Below are 25,486 nucleotides of genomic sequence, written 5' to 3' on the forward strand. Positions count from 1 at the left end.
GACGTGCCTGGCTTTAACCTATTCCAGGAAGGTAGAGGGTCGCAGACGCAGGACTTTGAAGTGACTCTCCCCGCTGCAACCGTCCCCGGAGTGGTAGTCGGTTTACTTTCTGGAAACGGCGAAACCGTGGAAGCATCAATCACCCTAAAACTGGATGATGAATCGTAGTTTCAAAGGTCATGCATCTCCGGTGCGAGACTCTCCTTAACCTCATCCAAATGGCGACTTTTTTACAAAAGTTACCAAACCTATGAGAAAAGTTACCAAACCCGATGAGAACTTACAGTGAGCGAGATTCCTTTTAACCGATTCGAACTGAAGGTTCGTACCGAGGCGAAGCCGACAAAGCGAAGCGCCAATCCCACCCCTCGTGCCATTCTACGCTTAGCGGAGAATGGCACCCTCCGACTTGTCTCGCCGAAGCCTCGCGCGAAGGAGGAAGCTCGACTCGTCCTGCGTAGCTCGCAGAGCGAAGAAGGAAGAGCGTAGGACGGGTCGGAACCGCATGAAGATTTTGACAGAGCTACGAATGGCAAGCCAGCTCGACATCATATCGAAAGTGTAGGAAAGACGCCTTTACGATCAAGACCGCCAGGCGTCCACCATCTGCGACGTGTCCTGGTAAATGCGAAAGCGGGCAATCTTACCATCTGCGATCTCGAGAATTTGACAGGATCGGAGATCAAAAGGTTTGGGATGCCCTTCGAAGTGTCCACGCTCGCGACATTCTACATACGCGCCCTTTTCCGTCTCCGTTACCGAAAGCACCTCGAATGACTCGACCCGGTTGATTTCTCCGATGATAGAGAAAAAGCGCTTCACCTCGTCAATGCCTCGATAAACTCCAAAATGAGGGACTTCCTCGGAACCTACCAGCTCCCACTCAATCTCAGGATCCATGAGATCAAAAATCGCTTCGATGTCGCCCTTAAGAAAAGCGTCATAAAGCTCCATTGCCACCGCACCATTTGTTTTCTTATCCGACATTACCCTGATCCTGGACCTAAAGGATTATCAATTCGCTACTAAAATAGAACATACTCGGGATTCGATAGCGGAATCGAAATCGGGTCTCGCGTGCATTCGATAGCGATATCGGTTTCGATTAATGCGATCATGCTTTGAGCGAGGCGCGTTTGAATGGGTAAGTTCATAGAGTAATAGAATGGATCCCGGTATCCTAGCAAACCACCAAAATACCGCCTCAGTGTCCTTTTCGAGAGGAAATGCCAGGGTTCAACTCCCACCCAGTAGAGTTAAGATACATCCTTTCCCACTACCTGTATTTGTGAGCTCGGCATCCAGCATTTCCGCCCACCGGGTAGTTCGACAAAGATCCAATCCTCTCTTCTTTCCAAAATTCTTAACTCCAGACCATCCTGAATCGGTTCATTGAACGCTCTTGGATAAGAATGGTCCGGACCTTTTCTTGCTTCGATCGATTCGACCACGAGCACGCCTGAACGCCCCCCTGCCACCTTGCTCAAAACAAACAGTGCTGAAATGGCAACCAGCGCGGTCGCACTGGTTACAACGGCAATGTAGAACAAACGGGTCCTGTACCGGAACAATAGGAACAAAAGACTCCAGAAGGTCAGGTTAGCTACAACGACCAATACCCTTAAAATCGGAACGGGCAGTCTCTCCCACCAGTCTACATGAAAGGACCCCTGGTCGGAGACCAGAGCACGGACAGACTCCAGGTTATGGGCAACCTTTTCGTTAAACGGTTTGAAGAACTGAGCGTTTCGATAGGCAGCAACAGACCGCCCCAAATTCCCCGCCTCAAACCAAGCATTGCCGGAGTTATACCAACTTTCACCTGACCAAAACTGTGCCCTGGCGGCTGCTTCAAATCGCAGCGCAGACTCCGCGTAAAGGTTTTGTGCAAGATCACTTTCAGGGACTGCTTCACTCGCCTCTGAAAAACGACGCTCCGCTATCTCCCACTCACCGGCTTCCAGCAATCCCGGATAGGTAGAAAGGACTGCAACAACGATACCGAAAACTCTAGCTGCGAGTCTGAGGATACGCTTGAAAAGTGGATCAAGATCATCAAACGAAACTTCAACAGCATGACTACTGAAAAGCCTCGCGTCAGCCGCTTCATGGAGACTTTCCACTTTCTCAATGTCAGATGGTTCTGCGCCCAGCTTTTCCAGAGCTGCCACAGAATCTCTCCGAGTCCAGGCATCACCTTCTCCACCAGAGACAACTGCCAAATAACCGAGAAACGCCTGCCATTTGGCCTTCGAATTAGGAACACTTTTGCGAAACGTTCGATACGCTTCGGCTCTAGCACGATAGACTGGATCTATCGCACGACGATAGCGCTCCCTTGCAAATGGAAACAACGCAACGAAAAGGATGGGGCCCAAAAGAAGCAGCGCCCAAAATCCGGAACGAAACAGATTGAACATCCCATTGAGAAAACGAGTCGTGGAATCTGCTGAAAGATTGCCCAAAATTCCCACTGCGGCTTCGGACGCCACGGCCAAATCATCGCCTTGGTAACCTAGATCGATCAGGTCTAATCCACCGCTCGGCTGCAACTGAAGAGGGATGGGATCAGTAGTTCGGATCGAAAAACTACCTGAAACTGGATCAAACACAGGAAAACTCAGTGGAGGAAAACTTTCTATCGAACTGTCAAGAGCACGAATGCGGGTGCGAAACACGGTGCCCTGCTCGCTCCAAAACCGATCAAAACTGTCATCAACCAAAAACAGATTCTTCAAAGCCGGGTGCTGATTAAGTTTTGGCAAATCGACCATTTCACGAGGAGCCTCTCCAGTAACCTTGATCTCGAGCTCCATCAACTGCCCAATCTCGCTATCGGTCGGCGACAAATCGACGTCGATTTGGATCGGATCAAAAAGACCCGTGAACGATGTTTCCAGCTTGTCCACGGGAAGTGGCAACACATCGATTTCAATAGCAGGAGCAACCGCATAGATTTTCTGATAGATCTCATTTGTATCCACCGCTTCAAACAAACCGTTGTTGAAGTGAGCCGCATACTGCCCAAAGCCACCCAAAGCCTGATCCAGAACCGCAACTTCAATCATGGTCTGTGGTAGGGTCACGCGACCCGGCTCGCTAAACTGCACATAGAAAGGCAAGGTGATGGTCCCCAACAAGTCCTTGTCCTCACGATTCAGGATTCGGCGCGCTATTGCCCGTCTTCCTCCAATCGGAAGGCCTACCTGCTCTTCTTCAGGGAACGTATTGCGAGGAATAACGAACTGGATCGAGCGGTCCGCAAAGATACCTGAAAGCAGCTTCATCTCTCGGAGTTTTACGGCGTCAATCATACATTCCCACCGTAGATCGATTCGAAGCGGCTCCATGACGTAAACACTACGCTTAACAGGCTCTATACTAAGTGTCATTGCGTCGGACCGACTCGGTTTAGACACCAAGAACTGTTTAACTTCTGTTCTAAAAGTTCCTTGATCGCCAATTAACGCGATTGACGGCAGTGTCGCCAAACCAGCCCTCTTTGGGACAAAGCGAATGATCGCTTCAGACCAGCTATCTTCGCGATCAGAGTCCTCCACTACGTCGACTTCCAGAACGGTAAAGGAATCCGAATCGAGTTCCCAGTTCGCTGGCTCGCGAACCGGAGAGTCAAAATACGCCCGGGCGGTCCCCATCGTGCCCACGAAAAACACCTTTTGATCAAACTCGATCGGAACTGTTACCAGAGCAGGCGGGGCCTCATTTTCCGAAACAGAAACCTCGGACAGCAAGGTCTTGGTACCGAGCAGCAGAGGAATCACTACGAGAATACGACGAAACACCTCAATAGTCCTTTTCCACATTTCCAGCGTTCGCGTTTGCCCGCTTCTGTTGGCGGAACTGCAAACTACCTCTCTCTTCTCTCAGAATGTCTTCCACTGAGTAATCCGGTATCGGCAGGCTTTGCATTTCGGAGTCTGCCGCAAAATCTCCTGCTACCGCATCGGAACTAACCATGCCTTCCTGATCTTCATTCCAGTCCTCATAGTCATAGTCTTCCGAGTAATCTTCAGGATTCTCATTGGAACTCGGCTCCTGAGAAGATCCTCCCGCGAGCAAGTCGAGAATTTCAGTCACCAGCTTCTCCACACGCTTCTGTTCTACCCTTGCGGCTGGCCAGTTTCCCCTATCCGCAATCAAAACCTCTGCTTTCTCTCCCGATTCAATCACACGATCCATAAGCACCAAAGGCTGCCTCAAAATGGTTACCGGTTCAGACTCATCGTATGTAGGCAAAGAAGCCAGTTTCTGATCGATCGAACGCATCAGCTCCCCTATCTCCAAGCTGTCCAAAAGCAAATCAGACTGCCTTTCTAGGGATCGCTGGAGGTATGCTGGTGATTGAAATGGAATCTTCTCCCCAAGGGACACTTCGTTGGAACTGACCCTTTGTTTAGACACTTGTCTATCCCTGCCCTGAATGATCGCATCATGTAGTTCCACCTGTTCGCTGCGGAAAACCTCGAGCTTCTCGACGAGCAATTGTAGCTCGAGAGTGATTTCTTCCTCCGCTCTTTCCTGCGAGTCGATGATTGCCTGGATCCGGACTACGGAATCATAAAGCGAATCCAGAAGAGCACTCGAACGATTCATCTCGGGTGAGTAGCGCTTTGCGGAAAGAAGCGAAAGACGCGCTTCGCTAGCGTGGGACAGAGCGGTTCGGGGACTGGTCTTTTCTAGAGACCGGGAAATCTCGATCAGACATAGACCACGATTCAATTGCAAAGCTGCGAGATCGCCTTTCGGAACATCCTCAAAGTCAGTCACTGAGTAAAGTAAGGAGAACTGAAGCAAAGCGTCCTCAAAGGCTCCTTCTTCCATCAATCCGACGCCTTTCTCAAAATCGTTTCGGAACTGCAGTTCCTCCGCGTCACTCTCCTGAGCCCAAAAACAGACGGATAGTAGCAAAGAGGCCTTCGCAAGTTGAACGACTCGGCGACCGCACAGATCCGCAACGACCAACAGGATCAAGGCAAAGGCTAAAAAAACGGCGAACCCCTCTTTGTAGACAATCAGTTCAGCTACCTCATCGGTGTCTCTCACGTCTTTCTCTGCCGCGTAAGTTTCATAGAGTGCCCCGAGGTGGAACGCCTCGATTCCCGGGGACACGTACTCAATGTTTGGAGTCATTGCCGCGAAAGAGCGCAACGATGAATCCTCCAGTCTCGTTGTTACGATCTCTCCATTCACTTCAAGAGGTTCCACGGATCCGTCATCCCCAACAATTGGGATAAGGACCTCATTATTTGGATCACCGATCCCGACGATCAAAGCACTGGCACCGCTCTCCTCGATAATCTCAACCACTCGGGCAACATTGGATCCATGATCTCCTCCATCGGTGATGACAATTAGATCCTGAACGCCACTACGCCCTTCAATAAACACCTGATCAACCGCCTTTTCTACAGCCGCCTGTAAGGTTGTTCCTCCAAAATCAACGCTACGGGGCTGAACTTGGTTCAACATGTAACGGACGAATCCGTAATCATAGGTCAACGGACAAAGGATCGAGGCACTGCCCGCGTAAATCACCAACCCAACTCGTTCGCTTGAGAAGACATCGAGCGCGTCCCGAATCGACTGCTTCGCAACCTCAAGGCGAGAAGGATAAAGATCCTCCGCAAGCATACTTCGGGAGACATCGAGCAAGAAAACAATATCGCGGTTCGTTCTCAGCGAGTATTCGGGACCCGGAGAAAAAGCGGGACGGGAGAGTCCGAGCACCAAGAGAACAAAAGCCGCCAACCGCAGGTAATCCCGTGTTCTTTGACTGCCACCGAAACTACCACTGAGCCTGGATAGAATCCGTGCCCTCTCCAAGCGGGCTTGACGCAATAGTGCGGCAATCGGAAAGACCAAGAGAAGCAGCAAAAGGGCCACCGGCCACAGGAAAACGAAACCGCTCATGGAATCACCCGCAACCAGGTTGCCTCAAGGATCAACGCGATCACAAGAGCAGCCATTCCTTGAATTAAAGGTAGCCAGAACCAGTTTGACAGACGTTCGAAGCTACGAATTGAGATCTCAGCTCTCTCAAGCTTGTCGATCTCCGAATATACGCTGAGGAGAGATTCAAAATCGCTGGCCTGTCGAAAGAGTCCACCTGTCTCTGTTGCAATCAGCTCAAGAACCTGATCTGCACCTGAAAGATTGCGAACCTCCCCTTGGTCGGATTGAAACCCCGCCTCACTTTCTCCAAGACTGATCACGTAAATCCGACAACCCCACTCTTTCGCTAATCCTGCGGCCCCGAGCGGCAGATGGTTACCAGAATTGTTTTCGCCATCGGTCAACAAAATGATCACTTTGCTGGTGATTGAATCGATATCGATACCGCGGTCGCTCTCCTTCAACTCTTCGAGACTCTTTAGCCGTGCCGCAGCGATCGCCAAGGCATCACCAAAGGCGGTTCCATCCTCGTTCGGACGATCCTGAATCTCAATCTGTCTCACGATCTGCAACAAGCCCTCATGGCCGAAGGTCAATGGACTACGGGTATCTGCGTAACGCGCAAAGGTGATCAAGCCAATCAAATCATTCGGACGTCCCGATAACTCCTCGCCATCACCAGCAATAAAACGTTCCACCAATTCCCTCGCGACCTCCATCCGTGTCAGCCCTTCCGTCCCTCCACCATCTATCCTCATATCCATGCTGCTGGAAACATCGACCAGCATCTGAATTGCAATTCCTTGGTTCACTTGCCGCTCAAAAGTCTTTCCCGCTTGCGGCGATGCAAGAGCAACAATGACCAAAACAACGCAAAGGCGACGAAGAAAAACCGGAACCCACAACCACCGAGTGCGACCCGATCGTTTTCTCGGCCACAAACTGACAGACGACACGGTGAACGATGGCTCTTCCTTGCGCCTTTTCAAAAGCCACATCGCCGGAAGGATAAGCAAGAGAACCCAGGGATAAGCGAAACTCACGGCACCCTCTCTTTTTCAACGAGCTCTCGAACCAAATCAAAATCCACAGACCTACCGTAAACCGCTTGCTCCATGGCTTGACGAAGCTCATCACCAAACCGAAGAGACCCATCCTCCAAGATACTCTCAATCACTTGGAGAGAAGGAGTTTCTCCCTCCAGAGCCATTTCGAGTTCGAACAAGCGGTCACCGGGATCCTCACGAGACTCTTCCACGATCCTCCCCCTCACCCACAAAAAGATAACGACTAAGACTATGGCGAGAATGAGTGAGAGAAAAACCCACCACAAGTAGCCAGCCCCACCCTCAACCATCTTGGTTCCCAACAATTCAGGCTGGAAACCATCTGTATTCTCGGAACTACGAATCACCTCCAGACCAACTGAGGGAAGCTCCAACGATTCGGTTTGATTCCCGCGCTGAATCGTTGCTTCGAGTCCCTCTAGCGAGAAAACCCCCGAGTGTACCGGTTGAAAGACCCAAACGATTCGCTGAGAAAACCTTCCCGCTTCATATTGCAATGGCTCTCGCAGATAGCTGACGGTGTGAAACGAATCAAACTCCGGAATCCTCAAACGAACTTCAGCGAACTCTTCAAACGAAGCCTCGGCGCTCACCTCAACCGTATCTCCAGGGTGGCAAACGGAAGGAGAAACGGAGAGTTCAATTCCGCCAAAGAGTTTTCCAGGAAGCCATACCGCTACGACTAGGCACAGCCACTTCATTTACCTGCCCCGAGAAATGAAGGCTTCCTTTGCCGAAGATCAAAGAAGTGAGCAAGCGCATCGGCACAATCCGTCCCTACCGGGATATCAAGTAAATCAACTCCCATATCCAACATCGCCAGACGCAAAGTTTCGAGACTATCTGAGTCTCTCTCTTGCTTCAGTTCAATCACCTCTCGAAGCCCACTTTCTGCGTCTCGGATCCGCGCCAAACCTGTGAACGAAGAGTCCTCCATTTGCCTCGAAGAGATACGAATCGCATTTACATCATGCCTAAATGCCAAGGCTTGAAGCTCCGATGCATAACCGGTTGCCAAAAAGTCAGACACTACAAAAACGATCGAGCGTCTCTTTGCCACCTGGCCAAAGCACCTCAAGGTCTCGGCAAGATCGGTTCCCTTACCTTTCGGTTCGAACCGCATCAGCTTATCAAGAATCCTGATTGTGTGACCACGACCCTTGTCTGGGGGCATTGCATACTCAATCTGATCGGTGAATAGGAAAAGCCCCACCCGGTCCTGGTTCTTTTGCGCAGACAGTGTTAGCAAAGCACAGACCTCGGTCACCGCGTCTCGCACCCGATCATTATTCTCATGAGTCATCGAATTTGAGACGTCGACGATCAGGTAAACAAAATGCTCCCGCTCCTCAACGAAACGCTTGATGTGGGCTTCGCCCGTCCGAAGGGTGACCCTCCAATCCATTTTGCGCACGTCATCACCGGGTCGGTATGCAGATAACTCCTCAAACTCGACACCCCGACCCTTAAAGACAGATCGATAGCTTCCGTATAAAAGATGATCGACCCGGCGTCGGCACCGCATCTCCAACTGTTTCAGACGTCTTTCGAGTCTATCGAGCACTTTTCAATCCCGAGGGTCTGCTTCTAAACCTGGCTACGCCTCGTGGCTTACTGGAACCTTGGCCAGAATCTGATCCAGAAGATGATCCGGGGAAATCGCTTCTGCTTCGGCTCGATAGGAAATCGACAAGCGATGTCGGAACACATCGCGGGAAACATCCTTTACATCTTGTGGTGTCGTATAATCCCGACCTTGCAGAAGCGCATGACCACGGGCTGCAAGTGACAAAAAGATAGAGGCACGGGGAGAGGCTCCGAATCGGAGATAGGGAGAAATCTCGAGATCATACTTCTCTGGGTGCCTCGTCGAATCCACCAACCTCAAGATATATTTTTCGACTTTTGGATCGATAAAAACCCCGTCTAGAACCGCTTGCATGTCCGACAGTTTACTGATCTCGAAAACCGGTTCGATTTTCGTAGCAGGCTCCGTCCGGGCCATTCGCTGCATGACAACGTGCTCCTCCTCCATCGAGGGGTAACCCACCCGGAGTTTGAACATAAAACGATCCACCTGAGCTTCTGGAAGCGTGTAAGTGCCCTCCTGTTCGATCGGGTTTTGAGTTGCCAGGACAAAAAATGGATTCGGCAACGCAAAGGTCTCCTTTCCAAGAGTGACCTGTTTTTCCTGCATAGCTTCCAACAAAGCACTCTGAACCTTGGCAGGCGCTCGATTCACTTCGTCGGCCAGAATAATATTTGCGAATATTGGCCCTTTCTCAGAATAGAATGTATGTTGGCTTGGATCGTACACCAAACTACCAGTCAGGTCTCCCGGCAAAAGGTCGGGCGTGAATTGAATCCGGCTGAACTCAGCATGAATCGCTTTTGCCAAAGAATTGACGGTAAGCGTTTTTGCGACACCGGGAAAACCTTCCAGAAGCACGTGTCCGTTGCACAACAGAGCCAGAAGCAAACGCTCCAAAAGGTCCTCCTGACCAACCACCACTTCGGCAACACGATTGCGGATGGTTTGTAGTGAATCAGCAACGGAGGAAACAGATAAGCTCATGACTCTACTGAACTATCCAGCAAACAGGATTCCTGCTAGCAAAAACTCTGCGACACGAAGCGAGAGGCAGTCGACTAGAAGCGAAAATTACAAGAATCGACAAGGTTTTTGGTTCTCCAGTTTCTGCCGGTCAAAAACGGGGTAGTAAGAGAAGTTACGAACTCGCTCATGGAACTTTAGGTGTTGAGTTCGGCCGAATTCTCTTTCGAACTGATATGGTGGCGAAGCCAAAACCAAAAAGCGTAACCTCAATTAAAGAAATCGCCGAAATTGCTGGCGTCTCGATTGCTACGGTCTCCAACACCCTGAACCAGAAAGGGCGGATCAGCGAGGAAGTTCGCAAACGGGTCAGGGAGATCTGCCGGAAACACGGGTATCAACCAAACTCTGCAGGAAGAAACCTACGTCGCCGACTCAATGAATCGATTGGACTCTTGTTTTATCCGTCGTGCGCAGCTGCTTTTAGAAACATCTACTATGCCGACATTCTCGGATTTCTCTCGAAAGCTCTTGAGAACGCCCGCTACAACCTAGTCCTACCCGGTCTCGACGGAAAGAATCTGGTCGATCAACCACCCAGATTTGTGAGCCAGGGGGGAGTAGACGGTATTATCCTTCTGGGACAATTTCCAAAAAACGTGGTGAGGACCATCAACAGTTACGGTATTCCATTGATTCTGATTGATAATTTTCGCCCAAGGGTTCGTGTGGACTCTGTCACAACCGACGGTTTTGGGGCGACACGCCAGATTGTGGATCACCTCGTTTCTCTTGGGCACAGACGGATTGCCTTTATGGCCTATGAGCAGGACGGTCACAACGCGAGCGAGCGGCAAGCGGGTTTCGAAGATGGCGTAAAAGCCCATCAATTGCCGCCAACCCTTTGTCCTGCGTTGCGGAACTTCCAAGAGACTTTCGGCGCTTACTCAGAGCTTAAAAAGACGCTACAGCGAAAACTGAGACCTACGGCAATCGTAACTGTCAATGATACGTTGGCTTCCGAAATGCAGGTTCGCCTTAAAGAGGATGGATACAAAATCCCGGCCGACATGAGTGTCTTCGGTTTCGATGATGATCTGAGTCAGAGCGCGGTACCTCCAATCAGCACCGTAAGGGTGGACCGCCAAAAAATTGCTGAGATTGGTGCGAAACTCATTTTGGAGCGAATCGCTTCTCCCGAGATTCCCGCGAGAAATGTGGTTTTGCCGGTAGAACTAGTCACCCGAAAGTCGATCGGACCGCCCGCGAAGGCGAAAGTGAAGAATGCCAAGTAAGGGCCATTCCCCCCTTTAGACAAAACCCTTGCCCGAAAGATTAAACGTTTTTCTATTTAAATCCTTCAAACTACCCTGTTCGTTTTGTTCACAGATAAACACCAGCCCGTGCCCCGCCCTGTGGTATCCCTCCAGAAAGAAGAATTTTCACTGTTAAAATTCTTCGCGACACGGGCTTATTCGCCAAAGAGCTCAACCAACAAAATAACTGTTTTACAAAACTGCCTGATCCAAATTCCTAAGAACCCCTACCTCCACTCCGTCTAGGTCTATGTCTATTTTAAACCCGATCGATATCACCATTATCGTTGTCTACCTCTTTATCACGATGGGGGTTGGTCTCTACATGACGAAGCAGGCGTCCAAGAGCCTCGACCATTATTTCCTCGGCGGTCGTTCTTTGCCTTGGTATTTCCTCGGCATGGCCGGGATGGCGATGTGGTTCGACCTCACAGGAACCATGATTATCACAGCGTTCCTCTACATGCTTGGACCGAAAGGCTTATTCGTAGAATTTCGAGGGGGTGCCGTTCTGATTCTTGCGTTTCTGATTTGTTATACAGGTAAGTGGCATCGCCGTTCTGGTTGCATGACAGGGGCCGAGTGGATCGCCTACCGATTTGGAACGGGAGCGGAGGCAAAGCTGATGCGGGTCTTTAAAGCGGCATCAACCTTTTTGATTACGATCGTGCTCCTTGCGTATCTCGTTCGGGGAACCAGCCTTTTCGTTGGAATGTTTATTCCCTACTCTCCAATGGTGGTTACCGGGATCATCCTCGGATCCTGCGCAATCTACACGATGATGGCGGGCTTCTACGGAGTCGTCCTTACCGATGTGGTCCAAGGGGGAATCGTCCTCATCTCCTGTGTCGTGGTCTCCGTGATGGCATTTATGATGGTCCCAGATGTTGGGTTTATTGGCAATCTTGCCGAATCCGTCACCGGTAATACGACATGGACAGAGACACTCCCCAAATGGCAAACGGAGATGCCTGCTGGCTATGGGGACTACGAGTTTCTCATCTGGATCGCTTTCTTCTACCTGCTGCGCAATGTCCTCTACGGCCCGGGCACGGGAGACGAGAACCGGTATTTCGGCGCGAAGAGCGACCGGGACTGCGGACTTCAGTCCATGCTTCAGGGGATAACCGTAGCGTTTCGGTGGCCTATGATGATGGGTTTTGCAATCATGGGGCTTTTTCTCGTGAGCAACCTCTTTCCTGATATGAGCAAGACCGATGAAGCGGTCGAAGCAATCAAGGAATACCATCCGGAGATCGTGGACAACAAAGGTCTTTGGAATGAGCTCACCACCAGTATCGTCAATGCACCCGAGAAGCAGAACCCTCTTCTCATCGAACGCTTACAAAGCTCCCTCGGAACCGACTGGCAAAAGCGTTTGGTGGTTGTCGCCTATGAAGGCGGCGTCAATCCCGAACAGATTCTACCGGCCGTGCTCCTCAACAGCATCCCCACCGGCCTTAGAGGTTTTCTTATCGTCGCGATGCTTGCTGCGATGATGTCGACTCTGACAGGAGAAGTGAACAAGACGTCCGCGCAGTTTGTGAAGGACATCTATAAAACGACCTTCCGCAAGAGAGCTGGGAACAAAGAGCTGATTGGAGCGGCGTATCTTTCCTCTGCCTTCATTGTGGGTGCGGCGTTTTTCATCGGAATCTACGCTGAGAGCATCGATGAGATTTGGAAATGGTTTTTGATGGGTCTGACCGCCGGATCGATTGGGCCCTACGTGCTTCGTTTGTACTGGTGGCGTTGTAACGCATGGGGTCAGATCGGAGGCACCGCCCTGGGCGGTATCGCAGCAGTTGTTCAGTATGCTATCTGGCCGGATCTCGGGCAGGTTCCACTGTTCATCACGATGACCAGTATCTCCGTGATCGGAACCGTCGGCCTTTCCTACCTGACTCCTGCAACACCAATGCCGATCCTTTTAAACTTCTACAAAACCACCAGGCCGTTTGGCTGGTGGCGCCCTTTGAAGGCGCAAATTGACCCAGAGGAGTTCAAGGTGTGGTCGAAGGAACATAAAAACGACATCATCTCAGTGCCGTTCGTTATGCTGGCGCAGATTACGATCTTCCTTCTTCCCATGCAATTGATGATTAAATCCTACACCTCTTTCTTTCTTACGCTACCAGTCTTTCTAATCGCTGCGGTTGGGGTGTACTATTTTTGGTGGCGTAACCTACCAACGAAGAGCAATCCCGGAACGGCTCGCGCAGACCCCATGGCAGGAGTCAAAGAACTTACCAGCGAATCGCATCCGATTTCCCAAAGAGCTATTCTGGAAACAAGTAAGAGTGCTTGAGCACGCCCAAGGACCGATCGCACCAAGCACCTTCGCCTTACTGAAAACCTCTCTTAGACTCGTGAAAGAAAAATGCAATTGAGAATACACACTCTACTCTCTTCCCTTCTTTTCGTGGGCCTTCTTCCGTCGCTGAGGAGCGCGGATGTTGAAGCGCCTTCGGAGAAAATAGTTGTTGCTGCCGACGGTCTTTCCGGAAAAGTTTTTGCAGGATACCAAGGGTGGTACCGCACTCCGACAGACGGGTCTGGTTTAGGATGGGAACACTACGAGACTTTTGACGAACAGTTTAAGCCCGGTGAGGTAGGAATCGATTACTGGCCGGATATGAGTGAACTCACGGACTCGGAAAAATACGTGACGCCATTCGTCCTAGAGGATGGCAACCCTGCTTACGTTTTCACATCCCAAAATCAGCAAACAATCGGCCGACATTTTCAATGGATGAAAGAATATGGAATCGACGGAGTGTTTCTCCAGCGGTTCGCTCACGATGTCCTCGAGGGGGGACACCACCAGTGGGAACTCTTGCAGCCCTCGAACAACAAGATTCTCGAATACGTTCAGGAAGGAGCTCGGGCACACGACCGTTCGTTTGCGATCATGTATGATTTGACCGGTGTCCGTCATGGCGAAATGCCGATGGTGATGGACGACTGGCGCGGCATTGTTGATCGACTCGATATTTTAAATGATCCAAACTACCTCCACGAAGACGGAAAACCGCTCGTAGCCATTTGGGGCGTTGGGTTTTCTGATGGACGCAAATACACGCTGGATGAAGTTCAGACCCTGATTGATTTTCTAAAGAATGACCCCAAATACGGAGGCTGCACCGTTATGCTTGGTGTTCCCACGTATTGGCGAACCCTTGATCGAGACGCTGTAAGCGACCCGCAGTTTCACGACTTGATTCGTAGCGCCGATGTGCTCCTGCCCTGGAAGGTCGGACGATTTGGTGGTTCCAAGACGGCTTTGGAGAGAGGCGAGACGATCGTCGCCGAAGATCAAAAATGGTGTGACGAAAATGGAGTTCACTACATGCCGCTCGCTTTCCCGGGATTTAGCTGGGCAAACCGTTACGCCCACAAGGACGCGAAATTCGATCACATTCCGCGGGAAGGAGGGCTTTTCCTCTGGTCTCAGGCAGTGGCTGCAAAACGAGCTGGAGCTGACACGCTCTACGTTGCCATGTTTGACGAGATGGACGAGGGAACCCAGATCTTCAAAGTGACCGACAATCCCCCTGTGGGTAAGAGTCGCTTTCTCACTTATGCCCCCCAAGAGCCCGACTTCTATCTCCGGCTAACCGGCGCGATTGGAAAGCTTCTCCGAGGAGAAATTCCAGATACCGAAGAATTGCCCAAGGGTTTATAGACAAAAGCGGCTTCATGGAAATCTCCGAAAGCTGCGATGACCACACGCTCTGGACAAGGAAGAATTCAAGAAGATCAAACTAGGATTGAATGGGAAGATACCCGTAGAGGTTTGACGTGAACGGAGAGTAACACTCTGGAAACGGCTAAAATTAAGGTCTTCTCAGACTCTAGAAAGCCATCTATCTTCTTCCGCCTTCATGTTTGATCCAAAAGTTCATCCAATCATTCCCGTGATCGCTATCGAAGATGCCGAGAACGCGGAACCACTAGCAGAGGCTCTTCTCAAAGGAGGTTTGAAAGTCGTTGAAATCACCTTTCGGACCGAAGCCGCTGCGGAGTCCATTCAACGCATTGTCAGAAAATTTCCGGAGATGGCCGTTGGAGCGGGAACCGTTGTCACTTCGGACCAGGCGAAGAAGGCAATCGACGTTGGAAGCCAATTCGGACTGGCTCCGGGGACCGACGCAGCCATCATCCAGATCTTTCGGGATGCAGGCATTCCCTTTATCCCGGGAATTGCCACCCCATCCGATATACAAAACGCGTTCAACCACGGATGCAGCTACCAAAAGTTCTTTCCAGCCGGTAGCCTTGGAGGACCCTCTGCACTGAAGGCGTTAGCGGCACCCTACCAGAGTCTCGGCATCCAATTCTGTCCGACAGGAGGAGTCAGTCTTACAAATCTAAAGGATTATCTTTCGCTTCCATCGGTCTTTGCCGTCGGCGGAACCTGGATCGCGACAAAAAAGGCTATTGCCGAAGAAAACTGGAGCGAAATTACCGAGAACGCCTCAGCGGCGCTCGCTGTCCTAAACTCCTGATCTGCAATCTTCTCCGGATACAGAGACCCTTCCAGGAATCGAGTCTCCCGCTGTGTTATCCGCAGAGTTTAATAAGCCATTCTACGACCGGCCAACACTTACGGTTGCTCGCGATTTATTAGGCAAGCAGCTTGTCTTCCAAAAAGAAGACTCTTGGGAATCTTTGCTCATCAACGAGGTGGAAGCCTACGATGGACCGCAGGATAAGGCCTGTCACGCTCACTGTGGGCGAACAAAACGGAGCGAGGTGATGTTTGGACCCGCAGGGTATTGGTACGTTTATCTTTGTTATGGAGTGCATTGGTTAGCCAACATCGTAGTCGGGCCGGAGGACTATCCAGCCGCGGTTCTAATCCGTGGGGCTGGCCAGTTTGACGGACCGGGAAAGCTCACCAAAGCCATCGGCATGACAGGTGACGCAAACAGGAAAAAAGCAGATTCAGCCTCCGGATTCTTCGTCACCGATGGAATCAAAGTGTCGAAATCTAAAATCAAAAAGACTCCGCGAATAGGAATTGATTACGCAGGTCCAGTGTGGGCTAAGAAGCCCTATCGGTTTGTTTTGCAATGAAGTCCAAGCCCATCCGATGGGGAATTCTGGGACCTGGATCCATCGCCCAAAAATTTGCAACAGGTCTCCACGATTCGGATAAAGGAGTTCTAGTCGCTGTAGGTAGCCGGAGTCATTCCAGAGCATCCGCCTTCCTCAACGGAATAAATACTCGGGGAGCAAAGGGCCACGGTGATTACGAATCGCTTCTTAGTGATCCGGATGTTGACGCCATTTATGTCGCCACTCCACACACCTTCCATCGGGAATGGTGCGTAAAGGCGGTGGCAGCAGGGAAACATGTGCTCTGCGAGAAGCCGATCGCGATAAACCACGCCGACGCCAAGGAGATCTTTACGGTGGCAGAGAAGAATGGCCTTCAGGTAATGGAAGCTTTTATGTATCGCTGCCATCCTCAGACCAAGCGGCTGGTTCAGTTGATTCGGGAGGGCAGCATCGGGGAGGTGCGCAGAGTTCAGGCAGAGTTCGGTTTTCGCGCTGAACCAAATCCCCAAAGCCGTCTCTTCGACTCAGCTTTAGGAGGTGGAGCAATTCTCGATATTGGGTGCTATCCTATGTCCCTCGCTCGACTGGTTGCGGGTGTTGCAAACGGCGTCGGTTTTCTCGAGCCATACGAAATAAGAGCAGTCGGCAACCTTCATCCCACTACCAAAGTCGATACATCCACTTCCGCCGTTCTCGGATTCAAATCCGGAGTAATTGCCGAACTATTCGCATCCCTTGAGGTCAATGCGGCCAATCAAGTCATCATTGAGGGCACGGAAGGAAGTCTTGTTCTCAGCTCTCCTTGGTTTTGCCGTGGGCCGATCAAGATCAATCGATCGGGGAAAGCTTCGATCTTACCGGAAAATCCCGACACCAAGGACCTTTATTCCTATGAAGCAGATGTCTTCGCTGAGTATCTCTCTGGAGAGGCTCTTAAGTCTCCAGCGATGACCCCAGAGGACACTTTGGGAAACATGAAGGCCCTCGATCAATGGAGAGCCGAAATCGGTGTGATCTACCCAAGTGAGAAAACTTAATCTCACGATTAACGAGACCCGTGAGTTCCGCTGATCTATCAATGCGAAAGACCTAGCCATTCGCTATCCAATCAAACTTGCCAGAAAGCTGGTAAACTGGGAATATGGGTAGATGAAAACTACGATTGATCTTCCCGATGATTTGGTCCGACGGATGAAGCTAAAAGCAGTTCGAGAGGGAAAAAAATTTCGTGAAGTAGCTGCAGAGGTCTTCCGAAAAGGCTTAACCGAGCAAGCGAAAGATACGAATAGTCGCCGCGTTCAGTTACCACTGATTCAATGTGAACTTTCGAAATCCGTTACTGAGTTGAATCCAGAGCAGATCGCGGACGTTCTGAATAAGCAGGAAGAAGATTGGGTGGATGAAACTCCCGGACGTTAATATCTGGCTTGCACTAACGCTTTCGGGGCACTCCTACCATGCAGTGGCAAAAGATTGGTTCGATACCCAGACCTCTTCTGAAGAGGTATTTTTCTGCCGATTGACTAAACAGTCTTTGATGCGCCTTCTAACAACGAGGGCCGTTTTACTACCATATGGTATCGATCCTTTATCGAACAAAGAGTCATGGGAAATCGTGGATAGTTTTCTAACGGATGATCGCATTTCTATGGCAAACGAACCATCCGGCATAGACGAACGTTGGAAGCTCTGGGCTACACCTGACACTGCTTCGCCGAAACTCTGGATGGATGCATGGTTGGCGGCTTTTGCTCACCAGTCTGGATTTCAACTAGTGACGCTAGATAAAGCGTTCAAGCAGTTCAAAGGACTCGACGCCACGATTATTAGAATCTGATCTAGGGGAACTTTAAGCAGATTAAGCATTTTCCGTTGCGCTGCGGTGAGGTCCTTTCCACCTTGAGAGAGTGGAAGGTGGTTATCAGGTAATTGCGAGGCGTTGGCGGCCCAAAAAGTTCGCCGACCTCGTCGGCCAGGAGCACATCGTCAGAACCCTATCCAACGCTATTGAGCGGCAGCGGATTGCCCACGCCTACCTCTTCATCGGACCGAGAGGAACCGGAAAAACCAGCACTGCTCGACTCCTCGCCTGCGCCCTCAACGGTGCAGATGCGCCAGCAGTAGATTTTGATCCTGAATCAGACATGGTTCAGGCGATTATGGGCGGAAGTTGCATGGATGTTATTGAGATTGACGGTGCGTCCAACAACTCGGTCGATCAAGTCCGCGACCTCCGCGAGGACTGCCAATACAGTCCTACCCAATGCCCCTTCAAGATCTACATCATAGACGAGGTGCATATGCTCTCACCCGCAGCTTTCAATGCCCTCCTAAAGACCCTTGAAGAGCCGCCGTCGCACGTAAAATTCATCTTTGCGACTACAGAAAGTAACAAGGTCCTTCCGACTATCGTCTCCCGCTGTCAGCGTCTTGAATTTCGCCCGATTGACGAAACGGAGATTGTGGGCCGCTTGGCGGAAATTGCCGAATCGGAAGCGATTGCGGTCGAAGAAGAATCCCTCCAAGCGATCGCAAAACTGGCCAACGGTGGCATGCGAGACGCGCAATCAATCCTCGATCAACTCATCTCATTCTGTGGCACGAATGTGACCGAGGCTGACGTTCTCTCAGTTTTCGGGATGGCCGGAGAATCCGACCTAGCGACTTTGGGACGAGCCCTCGCCGAGAGCGATTACGGGACTCTGATCACTTGCGCAGACCGCTTTTCATCAGAAGGGAAGGATCTCTCTCGAATACTCCTTGATCTTTCGTCGCTAGTCAGAAGCTCACTTCTTGACTCGATTCGTAACGGCGGACTAAGCGACAAACTCGGGCCTTCGCTCGAAACTGAACCGCTCCTTCGTATTCTCGACGCCCTCAAGGCTGGAGAGCGGTCTGTCCAAAAGGGTCTCTCCGAAAAAGTGAATTTTGAGGTAACCCTCCTCCGTGCAGTGGATCACGCAAGGACCCGACCAATCGATAGCGTTATTCGCCGCATCAGCGACCTCGCCGAAAACGATCCGGCGGGTCAAAAAAAAAAGTGAACCGAAGGTAGCACCGGAGTCGGCGAAGAAAGAGTCGGTCAAGACCGATTCCACGCCTCAAGTTGCGAAGGCGGTCGCACCACTGGAAGAAGAGGCTGCGGAACCGGAGACAGCCTCATCCCAACTGAATTCTGAACCAAACCCCAAGATCGATCTCGAGGCCGAGGTCGCACGAGCCTCCGAACTCCCCTCTTCCACCAACGAGCTGGACGCCCTCCTCGCGAAAACCCCCACCGAAATCAAAACTCTCCTGGAGAAAGAGTTCGGTGCACACTTTCAAGGACCAGTTCTTGTGAATCCCGACAAGCTCGACTAAGCAGCAGTTCTTTCAATGTCCGATTCAGATTCAACTCCCACTCGTATTCTTGCGCCTTCTCTGCTCGCTGGAAACCACGCGAACCTTTCGGACGCACTCTCCAGAGTAGAATTAGCCAAAATCCAGTGGCTCCATCTGGACATCATGGACGGGCACTTTGTTCCCAATCTCAGTTTTGGTCCCCAGACGGTGGCAGACGCTCGAAAGATCGCGCCCGACCTTTTCTTTGATACCCACCTGATGCTGGATCGACCAGATCTGATGATCGATGCATTTGCCAATGCTGGATCGGAATTGATTACTATTCACGTCGAACCGTTCTATCCCATCCGAAAAACGCTCCAGGCAATCCGTGAGAAAGGCCTAAAGGCAGGCCTCGCTCTTAACCCCGGAACTCCCTTTGAGCGCGCTGTTCCCTTTCTATCCGAAATCGACCTCTTGCTATTGATGACCGTTCAGCCAGGCTTCGGTGGACAGGCGTTCCGGACAGACGTTCTCGAGAAGATTCAGCAAGCCGCCCAGACCAGAAAATCCGGTGGATACTCATTTCGCATCGAAGTAGACGGTGGGGTAGATTCGGAGACTGGACTTCAATGCGCCAAAGCCGGAGCAGATACCTTCGTTTGTGGGACGGCCTTTTTTAAAGCAGACGATCCAGTAGGATTCCGCAAGATCTTGGAAGGGACCTAGAGCCTCTGCGTTACCGCAGAATCCCCTTGAAAGCATGGATTCTATCGTTTGCGAATCCAAGTCCGCCCGTGCGCGACAAAATACCGAATTGACCACCGTCACGGTAACCCGCTTTCTCGCCCTATGGCCGCAACACCTCAGGAAGAAGCCTTTGACCAATACAAAAAGGTCGAAAAACACGCCCTACGGATGGCGTCCGAACTCATGGAGCAGTCTGCCAAAGTCGTTGATATCGAAGTGGCAATGCTCGCAGCGATCTTCATCGTTCATAGAAAGAGGAGTCCCAACCTACCTCCTGAACAGGTTGCCCGTATCATTCAGGGCCACGCCGAACAGCTCATTCCTTTCTTCAAGAGCGAACCGGAGAAGAACTAGTAGCCAATCTGGAGGGACATCGGCCTCGATGTCCGGCGTAGAGCTACGATAAAACCGGACGCCGGGGCCGGCGTCCCTCCAGGAATCTAAAACCTTGGAGGGACATCGGCCCCGATGTCCGCGGCACGATACTAAGGAAATTGCAGATACCCAAACTTAGATCGACGGAACACAGCTGATCGAAATAAACCCCCAAGATACTGAAAACCAGAATCTTGCGCAGTTCAGCGATCCTGCAAAAAACGCTGGAAGCGGGGGTCGGGGCTGTAAAGATATTGATCTCCTGTGTGCGCCCTTCCGTCAGTAGATATCAAATATCCCCAACCGGGACCAATTCCGCCACCACTTACTAGAACGACAACGGAACCGTTTTCTATCCAGATCCCATAGGGTGCTATATCCCGAAGTTCCTCACTGATCTCGTCTTCTCTCAGTTCCCGATCTTCGGAATAGCGATTCATCTCGACGATCCTCAACAACTCTGACTTTTGCCCCTCGGTCAGTTCCGGCCATGAAGGTCGAACGACCCAAATCTCAACGCATACCCAGACCAAGAGAACACCAGAAACAATTACCGCAAGTATCTTGATTCCTGCTTTCATCATTAGGTCTTTCCGTGAGATTTTCCTCCTACCGACGAACCAAACGAAACAATTCCTCCAGCTTCCCGACGTCCTTTACGCCAGGAGCACTTTCCACTCCGCTATTTACATCGATCCTTTCGGCTCCGCTCTCACGAATGACCTCTTCGACGTTCCCCGGGGCGATCCCGCCCGCAATACAAAACTTCTCGGTCGGATAGCGACTCTCCAGTTCCCGAAACGATTGACCGGAGACCCGCTTCCCGGTCCCACCCACTCTGTCTGGAGAAAATCCATCGATCAGGAAAAGATCCGCGAGGCCAATCCACTCCTCTGAAAAATCGAGAGGATCCGCGAGGCGGGGGGCGAGCCACACGTTCCCCTTGCCCACTGCGGATGCGAGGTCCTTCGGAGAAAACGACCCTTTCGGATCAAAGTGAATCTGAACAAAATCATACCCTCGCCGGAGCGCCTCTTTCGCGGATGCAAGCGACGGCTCAACCGTTACCCAAATCCGCGAGCCTTTGGGCAATTCATTGAGAACTTCTTCCTCAAGTTCACCATCAATAAAACGAGGGGAAGGTGGATAGCCGTTGATCCCTCCATACTCGGCACCCAAGCGAACTACCTGCTGTGCAGCCGCAACGGAAGTGAGCCCGCAGACCTTAATCTCGATTTCTCCGCTCACTGTAGTTTTTCAGCAACTACCTTTACCAAGGAACCGAGACTAGCATCAACGGCCTGGGCATGGAGCGGGATTCCAGCACTGGCGAGAGCTTCGGAAGTCATCGGTCCGATACTAAAGGCCTTGGGTATCGCTGCTCCCGCCGCCAGTTTCAGCGACTCTGCTTGCTCGACAAATGCCTCCACTGTGCTCGCACTCGTGAACAAAATCGCGTCCGCACCCTTTTGGCGAAACTCCTTGGCTACTCCACTCTTCGAGAGATCCGCAAGACGAGTTTCATACACTTCGGCGATGTCGACGATTGCATGCCCATTTTCTTCGAGAATCCGCGGCAGCGTATCCCTGTTTCGGTTGCCGACGACCACCAGAACTCTGGCGTTGTCGAGGCTACCCGACTCCACCAAGGAGGATGCGAGCGCGTCGCCCGTTGCTTCCTCTGGAATCAAGTCTACGCGAAGCCGTAAGGACCTGACCGCATCGGCCGTAGCGTTTCCAACACAGGCAATTCGGGCGAAGCCAATCGAACGCAGGTCTTCACAACGGTCGATCAAAGCCTCAAAGAAAAACTTCACCCCATTGGCGCTGGAAAAGACGATCCAATCATAGACACCCGGCTGCTCGAGCACCTCCTCCAAAACTGCCCGCTCCTTTGATGGATAGACTTCGATCAAAGGAAGCCCAACGACTTCCGCCTCCTGCTCCAAGAGTAGAGATGCAAGCCGCGCTGACTGCTCCCGCGCCCTCGTGATGCAAATTCGTTTTCCTGACAAACTCTTCGCCATCAAACGACGTTACCCTTCGACAAAACCTTTTTACGAGACGAAAACGGGATGAATCGAAGCAACCGCCTCTGGTAGGGCGTAGTCTGTGACAAGCCGCGCTGATAATAGAACAAACGAACTTCGATTTCCGAAATTCCTGAATTGTCCTACTTCGACTGACAAACAGTACCTTGTAATCGACACCGGTTTCATTCTCGATCTGCCCGGCTTGCCGGAGCCTGCGCCCTACCCTGTCACCCAATCCGAAAACCGATCCGCAAAGAAATCATCCACCTCTTCCGCACTCGGTAGCTCTTCTACACGATGGCCAAAATCTTCGTGGAAGGCGTGAAACTGTTCTCCGTCCGAATATCCGGCGAAAGCCGTATGGCAACCACCCCCAAGAGCTTTGAGAAAGCTACGCTCCAAGAGAACTGCCTTCTCTGTATCCGGATCAGAGAGCGGTTGAAACCGATCCTTGTCCTCCTCCCTGGTTTGAATGGCGATAGCGGCTTGACCGCAGGCAGGAACCATTTGATCCGTCTGAAGTTTTCGAAACTGCAAACCCTCCATCTTCGAGATGCCCAACCGAGACAATCCCGCAGCCGCCAGAACAGTAGCGTCCGCTGCTCCCTCCCCAATCTTTCGCAGACGGGTTTCTACGTTTCCTCGTATCTCCGAGAACTCTGCCTCTGGGAACATCAACTTCAGTTGCGCCCTGCGCCGAGGACTTCCTGTGGCGATCGTCGAAGGAGTCTTCACCCCTTCCCTTAAGATCAAGACATCCCGAGGATCCTCCCGAGGAAGAAACGCCGCGAGGCAAAGTCCATCTGGCATATCCGTCGGCAAATCCTTGGCGCTGTGCACCGCAAGATCAGCCTCTCCGGCAAGAAGAGCCTCCTCGATCTCTTTTGTAAAAAGGCCTTTTCCTCCCTGCTTCTCGAGAGACCACGATGCCTCTCGGTCTCCGGTGGTCGTTAGACACAACACACCGGTAACCCAAGAAGGATCGAGGTCGATGACGGCGCGTTCAACAATGGCGGCTTGAGCGCGAGCGAGGCGGCTGCGCCGGCTGGCGAGGATCACCGTCTCCGCATTCATCGAAGGACAGACCCTCGAGAAGATCTAACCGTTGTAACTGGCTTGAGAACCCTTGAGGTTACGTTTCTCCACCCAAGGCATCAGACCGCGCAAACGACGACCGGTTTTCTCGATTGGATGATTCTCACCGTCCTTTAATGTCTTGGTGTAGTTTGGCAGGCCATCTTCATATTCTTGAACCCACTCGCGGGTGAATTTCCCGCTCTGAATCTCTTTGAGAATCTTTGCCATGGACTTCTTAGTCTGCGCGTTGATCACCCGTGCACCCCTGGTGATGTCTCCATACTTCGCTGTTTCAGAAACCGAGAAACGCATACCGGCTATTCCCGACTCGACCATCAGATCGACAATCAGCTTGAGCTCATGGAGGCACTCGAAGTAGGCCATTTCCGGTTGATATCCCGCTTCGACGAGAGTCTCAAACCCAGCTGCAACCAGTGCGCTTGCACCCCCGCAAAGAACAGCCTGTTCACCAAAGAGGTCGGTTTCGGTCTCTTCCTTGAAAGTGGTCTGAATCACACCCGCACGCGTTCCGCCAACTCCATCCGCCCATGCGAGGGCGATCTTCTTGGCCTTGCGGGAAGGGTTCTGGTGAATCGCGATCAATGCGGGAACGCCCTTCCCTTCGAGATACTGGGTGCGGACAACATGACCCGGGCCTTTGGGAGCAACCATGATGACGTCCACGTCCGGCTGGACGTCGATGAGACCATAATGAATCGAAAGACCGTGAGTGAAGAGGAGGGTCTTTCCCTTGGTCAGGTTCGGAGCAATATCTTCTTCAAAGACTTTCTGCTGCCGCATGTCAGGAACACCGACCATAATCACGTCCGCCTTCTTAACGGCCTCAGCCGTGTCATACACCTTGAAGCCCTGCTTTTTCGCCACTTCCCGTGACTTGCTCTTGGCATAGAGACCTATGATCACCTTGTAACCGCTGTCCTTTAGGTTTTGCGCATGGGCATGACCTTGAGAACCGTATCCGATTACGGCGAGGGTTTTGTCCTTCAGGATCTCACGATCCGCGTCCTTTTCAGTATAGACTTTTGCTGGCATATTTCTGGTGGGTTTAAAAGTTAAGCACTGTCCTTTGGAAGAGAGCCGCGTTCGAGAGCGACTATTCCAGTGCGGGCCATTTTTTTCACACCAAACGGCGTGATTAGATCGAAGAATGCTTTGATCTTATTACTGTTTCCTGTGATCTCGAGAATCACCGAATGGGGGCTCACGTCGATGACCTTTGCCCGGAAAATATCACATATCTGCATAATCTCCGGTCGTGTTTTGGAATCGGCGCTGACTTTCATCAGGATCAGCTCGCGGGCAACCGCTCCGCCCTCGGCAAAGTGGTCCACCTCGACAACGTTCACCAATTTGTTGAGCTGCTTCAGGGCTTGGTCTAGCGCCTGATCATCCCCAATGATGGTGGCGGTGATCCGCGAAAGACCTTCCAGGTGAACCGGACCGACATTCAGCGTCTCAATATTGAAGCCACGACCGCTAAACATACCGGCAACGCGCGCAAGAACCCCAAACTTGTTTTCCACAAGAACAGAAATGGTGTGCTTTTGAACGGAGGACATGGATGAAAGAAAACCGTAGAGCCTGACTCTCGCAATTTTCCCTGTCAAGGAGCAAGGGGGTGATTGCCGGAGCCGCCGTCTCTCTACGACCTTCCAACTACGACGAGGCTTCGGCGCGACGTGCCGAAGGTCAATAGCCTCATCCTCCGAAAAGACATCTATGGATGAGGTCACTGACCTCGCTTTGTTTTACCAGGAGACGAGATGAAGCTGAGACATCTCCCGGCCTCGGCGAGGCCAGCTACAGGAGAACCGTCTAGAAAACACGTAGTATCACTAAGACGACCCAACAGTAGTAGATTTGGGAGCTTCTCTCGAAAATAGTTGCATTGGTAGGGCGTAGGCTCCGGCAAGCCGCGCTGAATGAAAACAAAACGAGGATCTATTCTCAGAAAACTCGCTCCCCGGAACTGAGTTCCGAGGCTACACTGGCATC

General features: G+C 51.6%; 24 protein-coding genes. 11 read left to right on the forward strand and 13 right to left on the reverse strand.

Annotated features, from left to right (window positions below; genetic code table 11):
* Positions 1-582: 582 nt before the first annotated feature.
* The 7 genes from AAGJ81_15010 to AAGJ81_15040 all read right to left on the reverse strand — a co-directional run bounded on the left by AAGJ81_15010 (position 583) and on the right by AAGJ81_15040 (position 9,555).
* Positions 583-987, reverse strand: a complete 405-nt coding sequence (locus AAGJ81_15010) for a nuclear transport factor 2 family protein (protein ID MEM0967455.1) — start codon at positions 985-987, stop codon at positions 583-585.
* Positions 988-1,256: 269 nt separating this feature from the next.
* Positions 1,257-3,824: an SH3 domain-containing protein gene (locus AAGJ81_15015; protein ID MEM0967456.1), complete on the reverse strand. Its 2,568-nt coding sequence runs from the start codon at positions 3,822-3,824 to the stop codon at positions 1,257-1,259.
* Positions 3,805-5,931, reverse strand: a complete 2,127-nt coding sequence (locus AAGJ81_15020) for a VWA domain-containing protein (protein ID MEM0967457.1) — start codon at positions 5,929-5,931, stop codon at positions 3,805-3,807. Before AAGJ81_15020 ends, AAGJ81_15015 begins: the two co-directional genes overlap by 20 nt.
* Positions 5,928-6,956: a VWA domain-containing protein gene (locus tag AAGJ81_15025; GenBank protein ID MEM0967458.1), complete on the reverse strand. Its 1,029-nt coding sequence runs from the start codon at positions 6,954-6,956 to the stop codon at positions 5,928-5,930. The genes AAGJ81_15020 and AAGJ81_15025 overlap by 4 nt, the downstream gene beginning before the upstream one ends.
* Complete coding sequence (locus AAGJ81_15030; protein MEM0967459.1) at positions 6,953-7,681, reverse strand: hypothetical protein; 729 nt, start codon at positions 7,679-7,681, stop codon at positions 6,953-6,955. Before AAGJ81_15030 ends, AAGJ81_15025 begins: the two co-directional genes overlap by 4 nt.
* Complete coding sequence (locus tag AAGJ81_15035; GenBank protein ID MEM0967460.1) at positions 7,678-8,544, reverse strand: DUF58 domain-containing protein; 867 nt, start codon at positions 8,542-8,544, stop codon at positions 7,678-7,680. Before AAGJ81_15035 ends, AAGJ81_15030 begins: the two co-directional genes overlap by 4 nt.
* Positions 8,545-8,577: 33 nt before the next feature.
* A complete protein-coding gene (locus tag AAGJ81_15040) occupies positions 8,578-9,555 on the reverse strand; it encodes a MoxR family ATPase (GenBank protein MEM0967461.1) in 978 nt (325 codons plus the stop codon).
* A 215-nt stretch (positions 9,556-9,770) separates the two neighbouring features.
* Here AAGJ81_15040 and AAGJ81_15045 point away from each other — a divergent pair, with 215 nt between their 5' ends.
* The 11 genes from AAGJ81_15045 to AAGJ81_15095 all read left to right on the forward strand — a co-directional run bounded on the left by AAGJ81_15045 (position 9,771) and on the right by AAGJ81_15095 (position 20,339).
* A complete protein-coding gene (locus tag AAGJ81_15045; protein ID MEM0967462.1) occupies positions 9,771-10,829 on the forward strand; it encodes a LacI family DNA-binding transcriptional regulator in 1,059 nt (352 codons plus the stop codon).
* A gap of 271 nt (positions 10,830-11,100) precedes the next feature.
* Positions 11,101-13,158, forward strand: coding sequence for a sodium:solute symporter (locus AAGJ81_15050; protein ID MEM0967463.1), 2,058 nt, complete (start codon positions 11,101-11,103; stop codon positions 13,156-13,158).
* 72 nt (positions 13,159-13,230) lie between these two features.
* The gene (locus AAGJ81_15055) at positions 13,231-14,535 is read left to right on the forward strand and encodes a glycoside hydrolase family 71/99-like protein (protein MEM0967464.1); all 1,305 of its coding nucleotides are present in this window, start codon (positions 13,231-13,233) and stop codon (positions 14,533-14,535) included.
* Between the two features lie 199 nt (positions 14,536-14,734).
* Positions 14,735-15,358, forward strand: coding sequence for a bifunctional 4-hydroxy-2-oxoglutarate aldolase/2-dehydro-3-deoxy-phosphogluconate aldolase (gene eda, locus AAGJ81_15060; GenBank protein MEM0967465.1), 624 nt, complete (start codon positions 14,735-14,737; stop codon positions 15,356-15,358).
* Between the two features lie 52 nt (positions 15,359-15,410).
* A complete protein-coding gene (locus AAGJ81_15065; GenBank protein MEM0967466.1) occupies positions 15,411-15,929 on the forward strand; it encodes a DNA-3-methyladenine glycosylase in 519 nt (172 codons plus the stop codon).
* On the forward strand, positions 15,926-16,951 hold the full coding sequence (locus tag AAGJ81_15070) for a Gfo/Idh/MocA family oxidoreductase (protein MEM0967467.1): 1,026 nt from the start codon (positions 15,926-15,928) through the stop codon (positions 16,949-16,951). Before AAGJ81_15065 ends, AAGJ81_15070 begins: the two co-directional genes overlap by 4 nt.
* A gap of 112 nt (positions 16,952-17,063) precedes the next feature.
* Positions 17,064-17,333: an antitoxin gene (locus AAGJ81_15075; GenBank protein MEM0967468.1), complete on the forward strand. Its 270-nt coding sequence runs from the start codon at positions 17,064-17,066 to the stop codon at positions 17,331-17,333.
* A complete protein-coding gene (locus AAGJ81_15080) occupies positions 17,314-17,751 on the forward strand; it encodes a TA system VapC family ribonuclease toxin (GenBank protein MEM0967469.1) in 438 nt (145 codons plus the stop codon). Before AAGJ81_15075 ends, AAGJ81_15080 begins: the two co-directional genes overlap by 20 nt.
* Before the next feature lie 70 nt (positions 17,752-17,821).
* Positions 17,822-18,958, forward strand: a complete 1,137-nt coding sequence (dnaX, locus tag AAGJ81_15085; GenBank protein MEM0967470.1) for a DNA polymerase III subunit gamma/tau — start codon at positions 17,822-17,824, stop codon at positions 18,956-18,958.
* A 331-nt stretch (positions 18,959-19,289) separates the two neighbouring features.
* Positions 19,290-19,964 carry a ribulose-phosphate 3-epimerase gene (rpe, locus tag AAGJ81_15090; protein ID MEM0967471.1) on the forward strand — a complete coding sequence of 225 codons (675 nt, stop codon included), beginning with the start codon at positions 19,290-19,292 and terminating at the stop codon, positions 19,962-19,964.
* Positions 19,965-20,087: 123 nt separating this feature from the next.
* On the forward strand, positions 20,088-20,339 hold the full coding sequence (locus AAGJ81_15095; protein ID MEM0967472.1) for a hypothetical protein: 252 nt from the start codon (positions 20,088-20,090) through the stop codon (positions 20,337-20,339).
* A 224-nt stretch (positions 20,340-20,563) separates the two neighbouring features.
* Here the strand turns inward: AAGJ81_15095 and AAGJ81_15100 are convergent, their stop codons facing one another.
* From AAGJ81_15100 to ilvN, 6 genes are all read right to left on the reverse strand, one after another.
* The gene (locus AAGJ81_15100) at positions 20,564-20,944 is read right to left on the reverse strand and encodes a hypothetical protein (protein ID MEM0967473.1); all 381 of its coding nucleotides are present in this window, start codon (positions 20,942-20,944) and stop codon (positions 20,564-20,566) included.
* Positions 20,945-20,969: 25 nt separating this feature from the next.
* Complete coding sequence (locus AAGJ81_15105) at positions 20,970-21,608, reverse strand: phosphoribosylanthranilate isomerase (GenBank protein MEM0967474.1); 639 nt, start codon at positions 21,606-21,608, stop codon at positions 20,970-20,972.
* Positions 21,605-22,387, reverse strand: a complete 783-nt coding sequence (locus AAGJ81_15110; GenBank protein MEM0967475.1) for a uroporphyrinogen-III synthase — start codon at positions 22,385-22,387, stop codon at positions 21,605-21,607. Before AAGJ81_15110 ends, AAGJ81_15105 begins: the two co-directional genes overlap by 4 nt.
* Before the next feature lie 225 nt (positions 22,388-22,612).
* Positions 22,613-23,467, reverse strand: coding sequence for a hydroxymethylbilane synthase (gene hemC / locus AAGJ81_15115; GenBank protein ID MEM0967476.1), 855 nt, complete (start codon positions 23,465-23,467; stop codon positions 22,613-22,615).
* A gap of 24 nt (positions 23,468-23,491) precedes the next feature.
* Entirely contained in the window at positions 23,492-24,523 is a 1,032-nt protein-coding gene (ilvC, locus tag AAGJ81_15120) for a ketol-acid reductoisomerase (GenBank protein MEM0967477.1), read from the reverse strand.
* Positions 24,524-24,543: 20 nt separating this feature from the next.
* Positions 24,544-25,050, reverse strand: coding sequence for an acetolactate synthase small subunit (gene ilvN, locus AAGJ81_15125; GenBank protein MEM0967478.1), 507 nt, complete (start codon positions 25,048-25,050; stop codon positions 24,544-24,546).
* Positions 25,051-25,486 lie beyond the last annotated feature (436 nt).

It is taken from the genome of Verrucomicrobiota bacterium, assembly GCA_038744685.1.
Classification (GTDB): Bacteria; Verrucomicrobiota; Verrucomicrobiia; order Opitutales; family Puniceicoccaceae; genus Puniceicoccus.

What these genes read in the sequence shown, in the direction of transcription:
- AAGJ81_15100 (MEM0967473.1), bottom strand. Translation starts at nt 20,944, where the DNA reads ATGATGAAAGCAGGAATCAAGATACTTGCGGTAATTGTTTCTGGTGTT.
- AAGJ81_15010 (MEM0967455.1), bottom strand. Translation starts at nt 987, where the DNA reads ATGTCGGATAAGAAAACAAATGGTGCGGTGGCAATGGAGCTTTATGAC.
- AAGJ81_15050 (MEM0967463.1), top strand. Translation starts at nt 11,101, where the DNA reads ATGTCTATTTTAAACCCGATCGATATCACCATTATCGTTGTCTACCTC.
- eda (MEM0967465.1), top strand. Translation starts at nt 14,735, where the DNA reads ATGTTTGATCCAAAAGTTCATCCAATCATTCCCGTGATCGCTATCGAA.
- ilvC (MEM0967477.1), bottom strand. Translation starts at nt 24,523, where the DNA reads ATGCCAGCAAAAGTCTATACTGAAAAGGACGCGGATCGTGAGATCCTG.
- AAGJ81_15055 (MEM0967464.1), top strand. Translation starts at nt 13,231, where the DNA reads ATGCAATTGAGAATACACACTCTACTCTCTTCCCTTCTTTTCGTGGGC.
- AAGJ81_15040 (MEM0967461.1), bottom strand. Translation starts at nt 9,555, where the DNA reads ATGAGCTTATCTGTTTCCTCCGTTGCTGATTCACTACAAACCATCCGC.
- hemC (MEM0967476.1), bottom strand. Translation starts at nt 23,467, where the DNA reads ATGAATGCGGAGACGGTGATCCTCGCCAGCCGGCGCAGCCGCCTCGCT.
- AAGJ81_15095 (MEM0967472.1), top strand. Translation starts at nt 20,088, where the DNA reads ATGGCCGCAACACCTCAGGAAGAAGCCTTTGACCAATACAAAAAGGTC.
- AAGJ81_15110 (MEM0967475.1), bottom strand. Translation starts at nt 22,387, where the DNA reads ATGGCGAAGAGTTTGTCAGGAAAACGAATTTGCATCACGAGGGCGCGG.
- AAGJ81_15070 (MEM0967467.1), top strand. Translation starts at nt 15,926, where the DNA reads ATGAAGTCCAAGCCCATCCGATGGGGAATTCTGGGACCTGGATCCATC.
- AAGJ81_15030 (MEM0967459.1), bottom strand. Translation starts at nt 7,681, where the DNA reads ATGAAGTGGCTGTGCCTAGTCGTAGCGGTATGGCTTCCTGGAAAACTC.
- ilvN (MEM0967478.1), bottom strand. Translation starts at nt 25,050, where the DNA reads ATGTCCTCCGTTCAAAAGCACACCATTTCTGTTCTTGTGGAAAACAAG.
- AAGJ81_15075 (MEM0967468.1), top strand. Translation starts at nt 17,064, where the DNA reads ATGAAAACTACGATTGATCTTCCCGATGATTTGGTCCGACGGATGAAG.
- AAGJ81_15020 (MEM0967457.1), bottom strand. Translation starts at nt 5,931, where the DNA reads ATGAGCGGTTTCGTTTTCCTGTGGCCGGTGGCCCTTTTGCTGCTTCTC.
- rpe (MEM0967471.1), top strand. Translation starts at nt 19,290, where the DNA reads ATGTCCGATTCAGATTCAACTCCCACTCGTATTCTTGCGCCTTCTCTG.
- AAGJ81_15045 (MEM0967462.1), top strand. Translation starts at nt 9,771, where the DNA reads ATGGTGGCGAAGCCAAAACCAAAAAGCGTAACCTCAATTAAAGAAATC.
- AAGJ81_15080 (MEM0967469.1), top strand. Translation starts at nt 17,314, where the DNA reads ATGAAACTCCCGGACGTTAATATCTGGCTTGCACTAACGCTTTCGGGG.
- AAGJ81_15015 (MEM0967456.1), bottom strand. Translation starts at nt 3,824, where the DNA reads ATGTGGAAAAGGACTATTGAGGTGTTTCGTCGTATTCTCGTAGTGATT.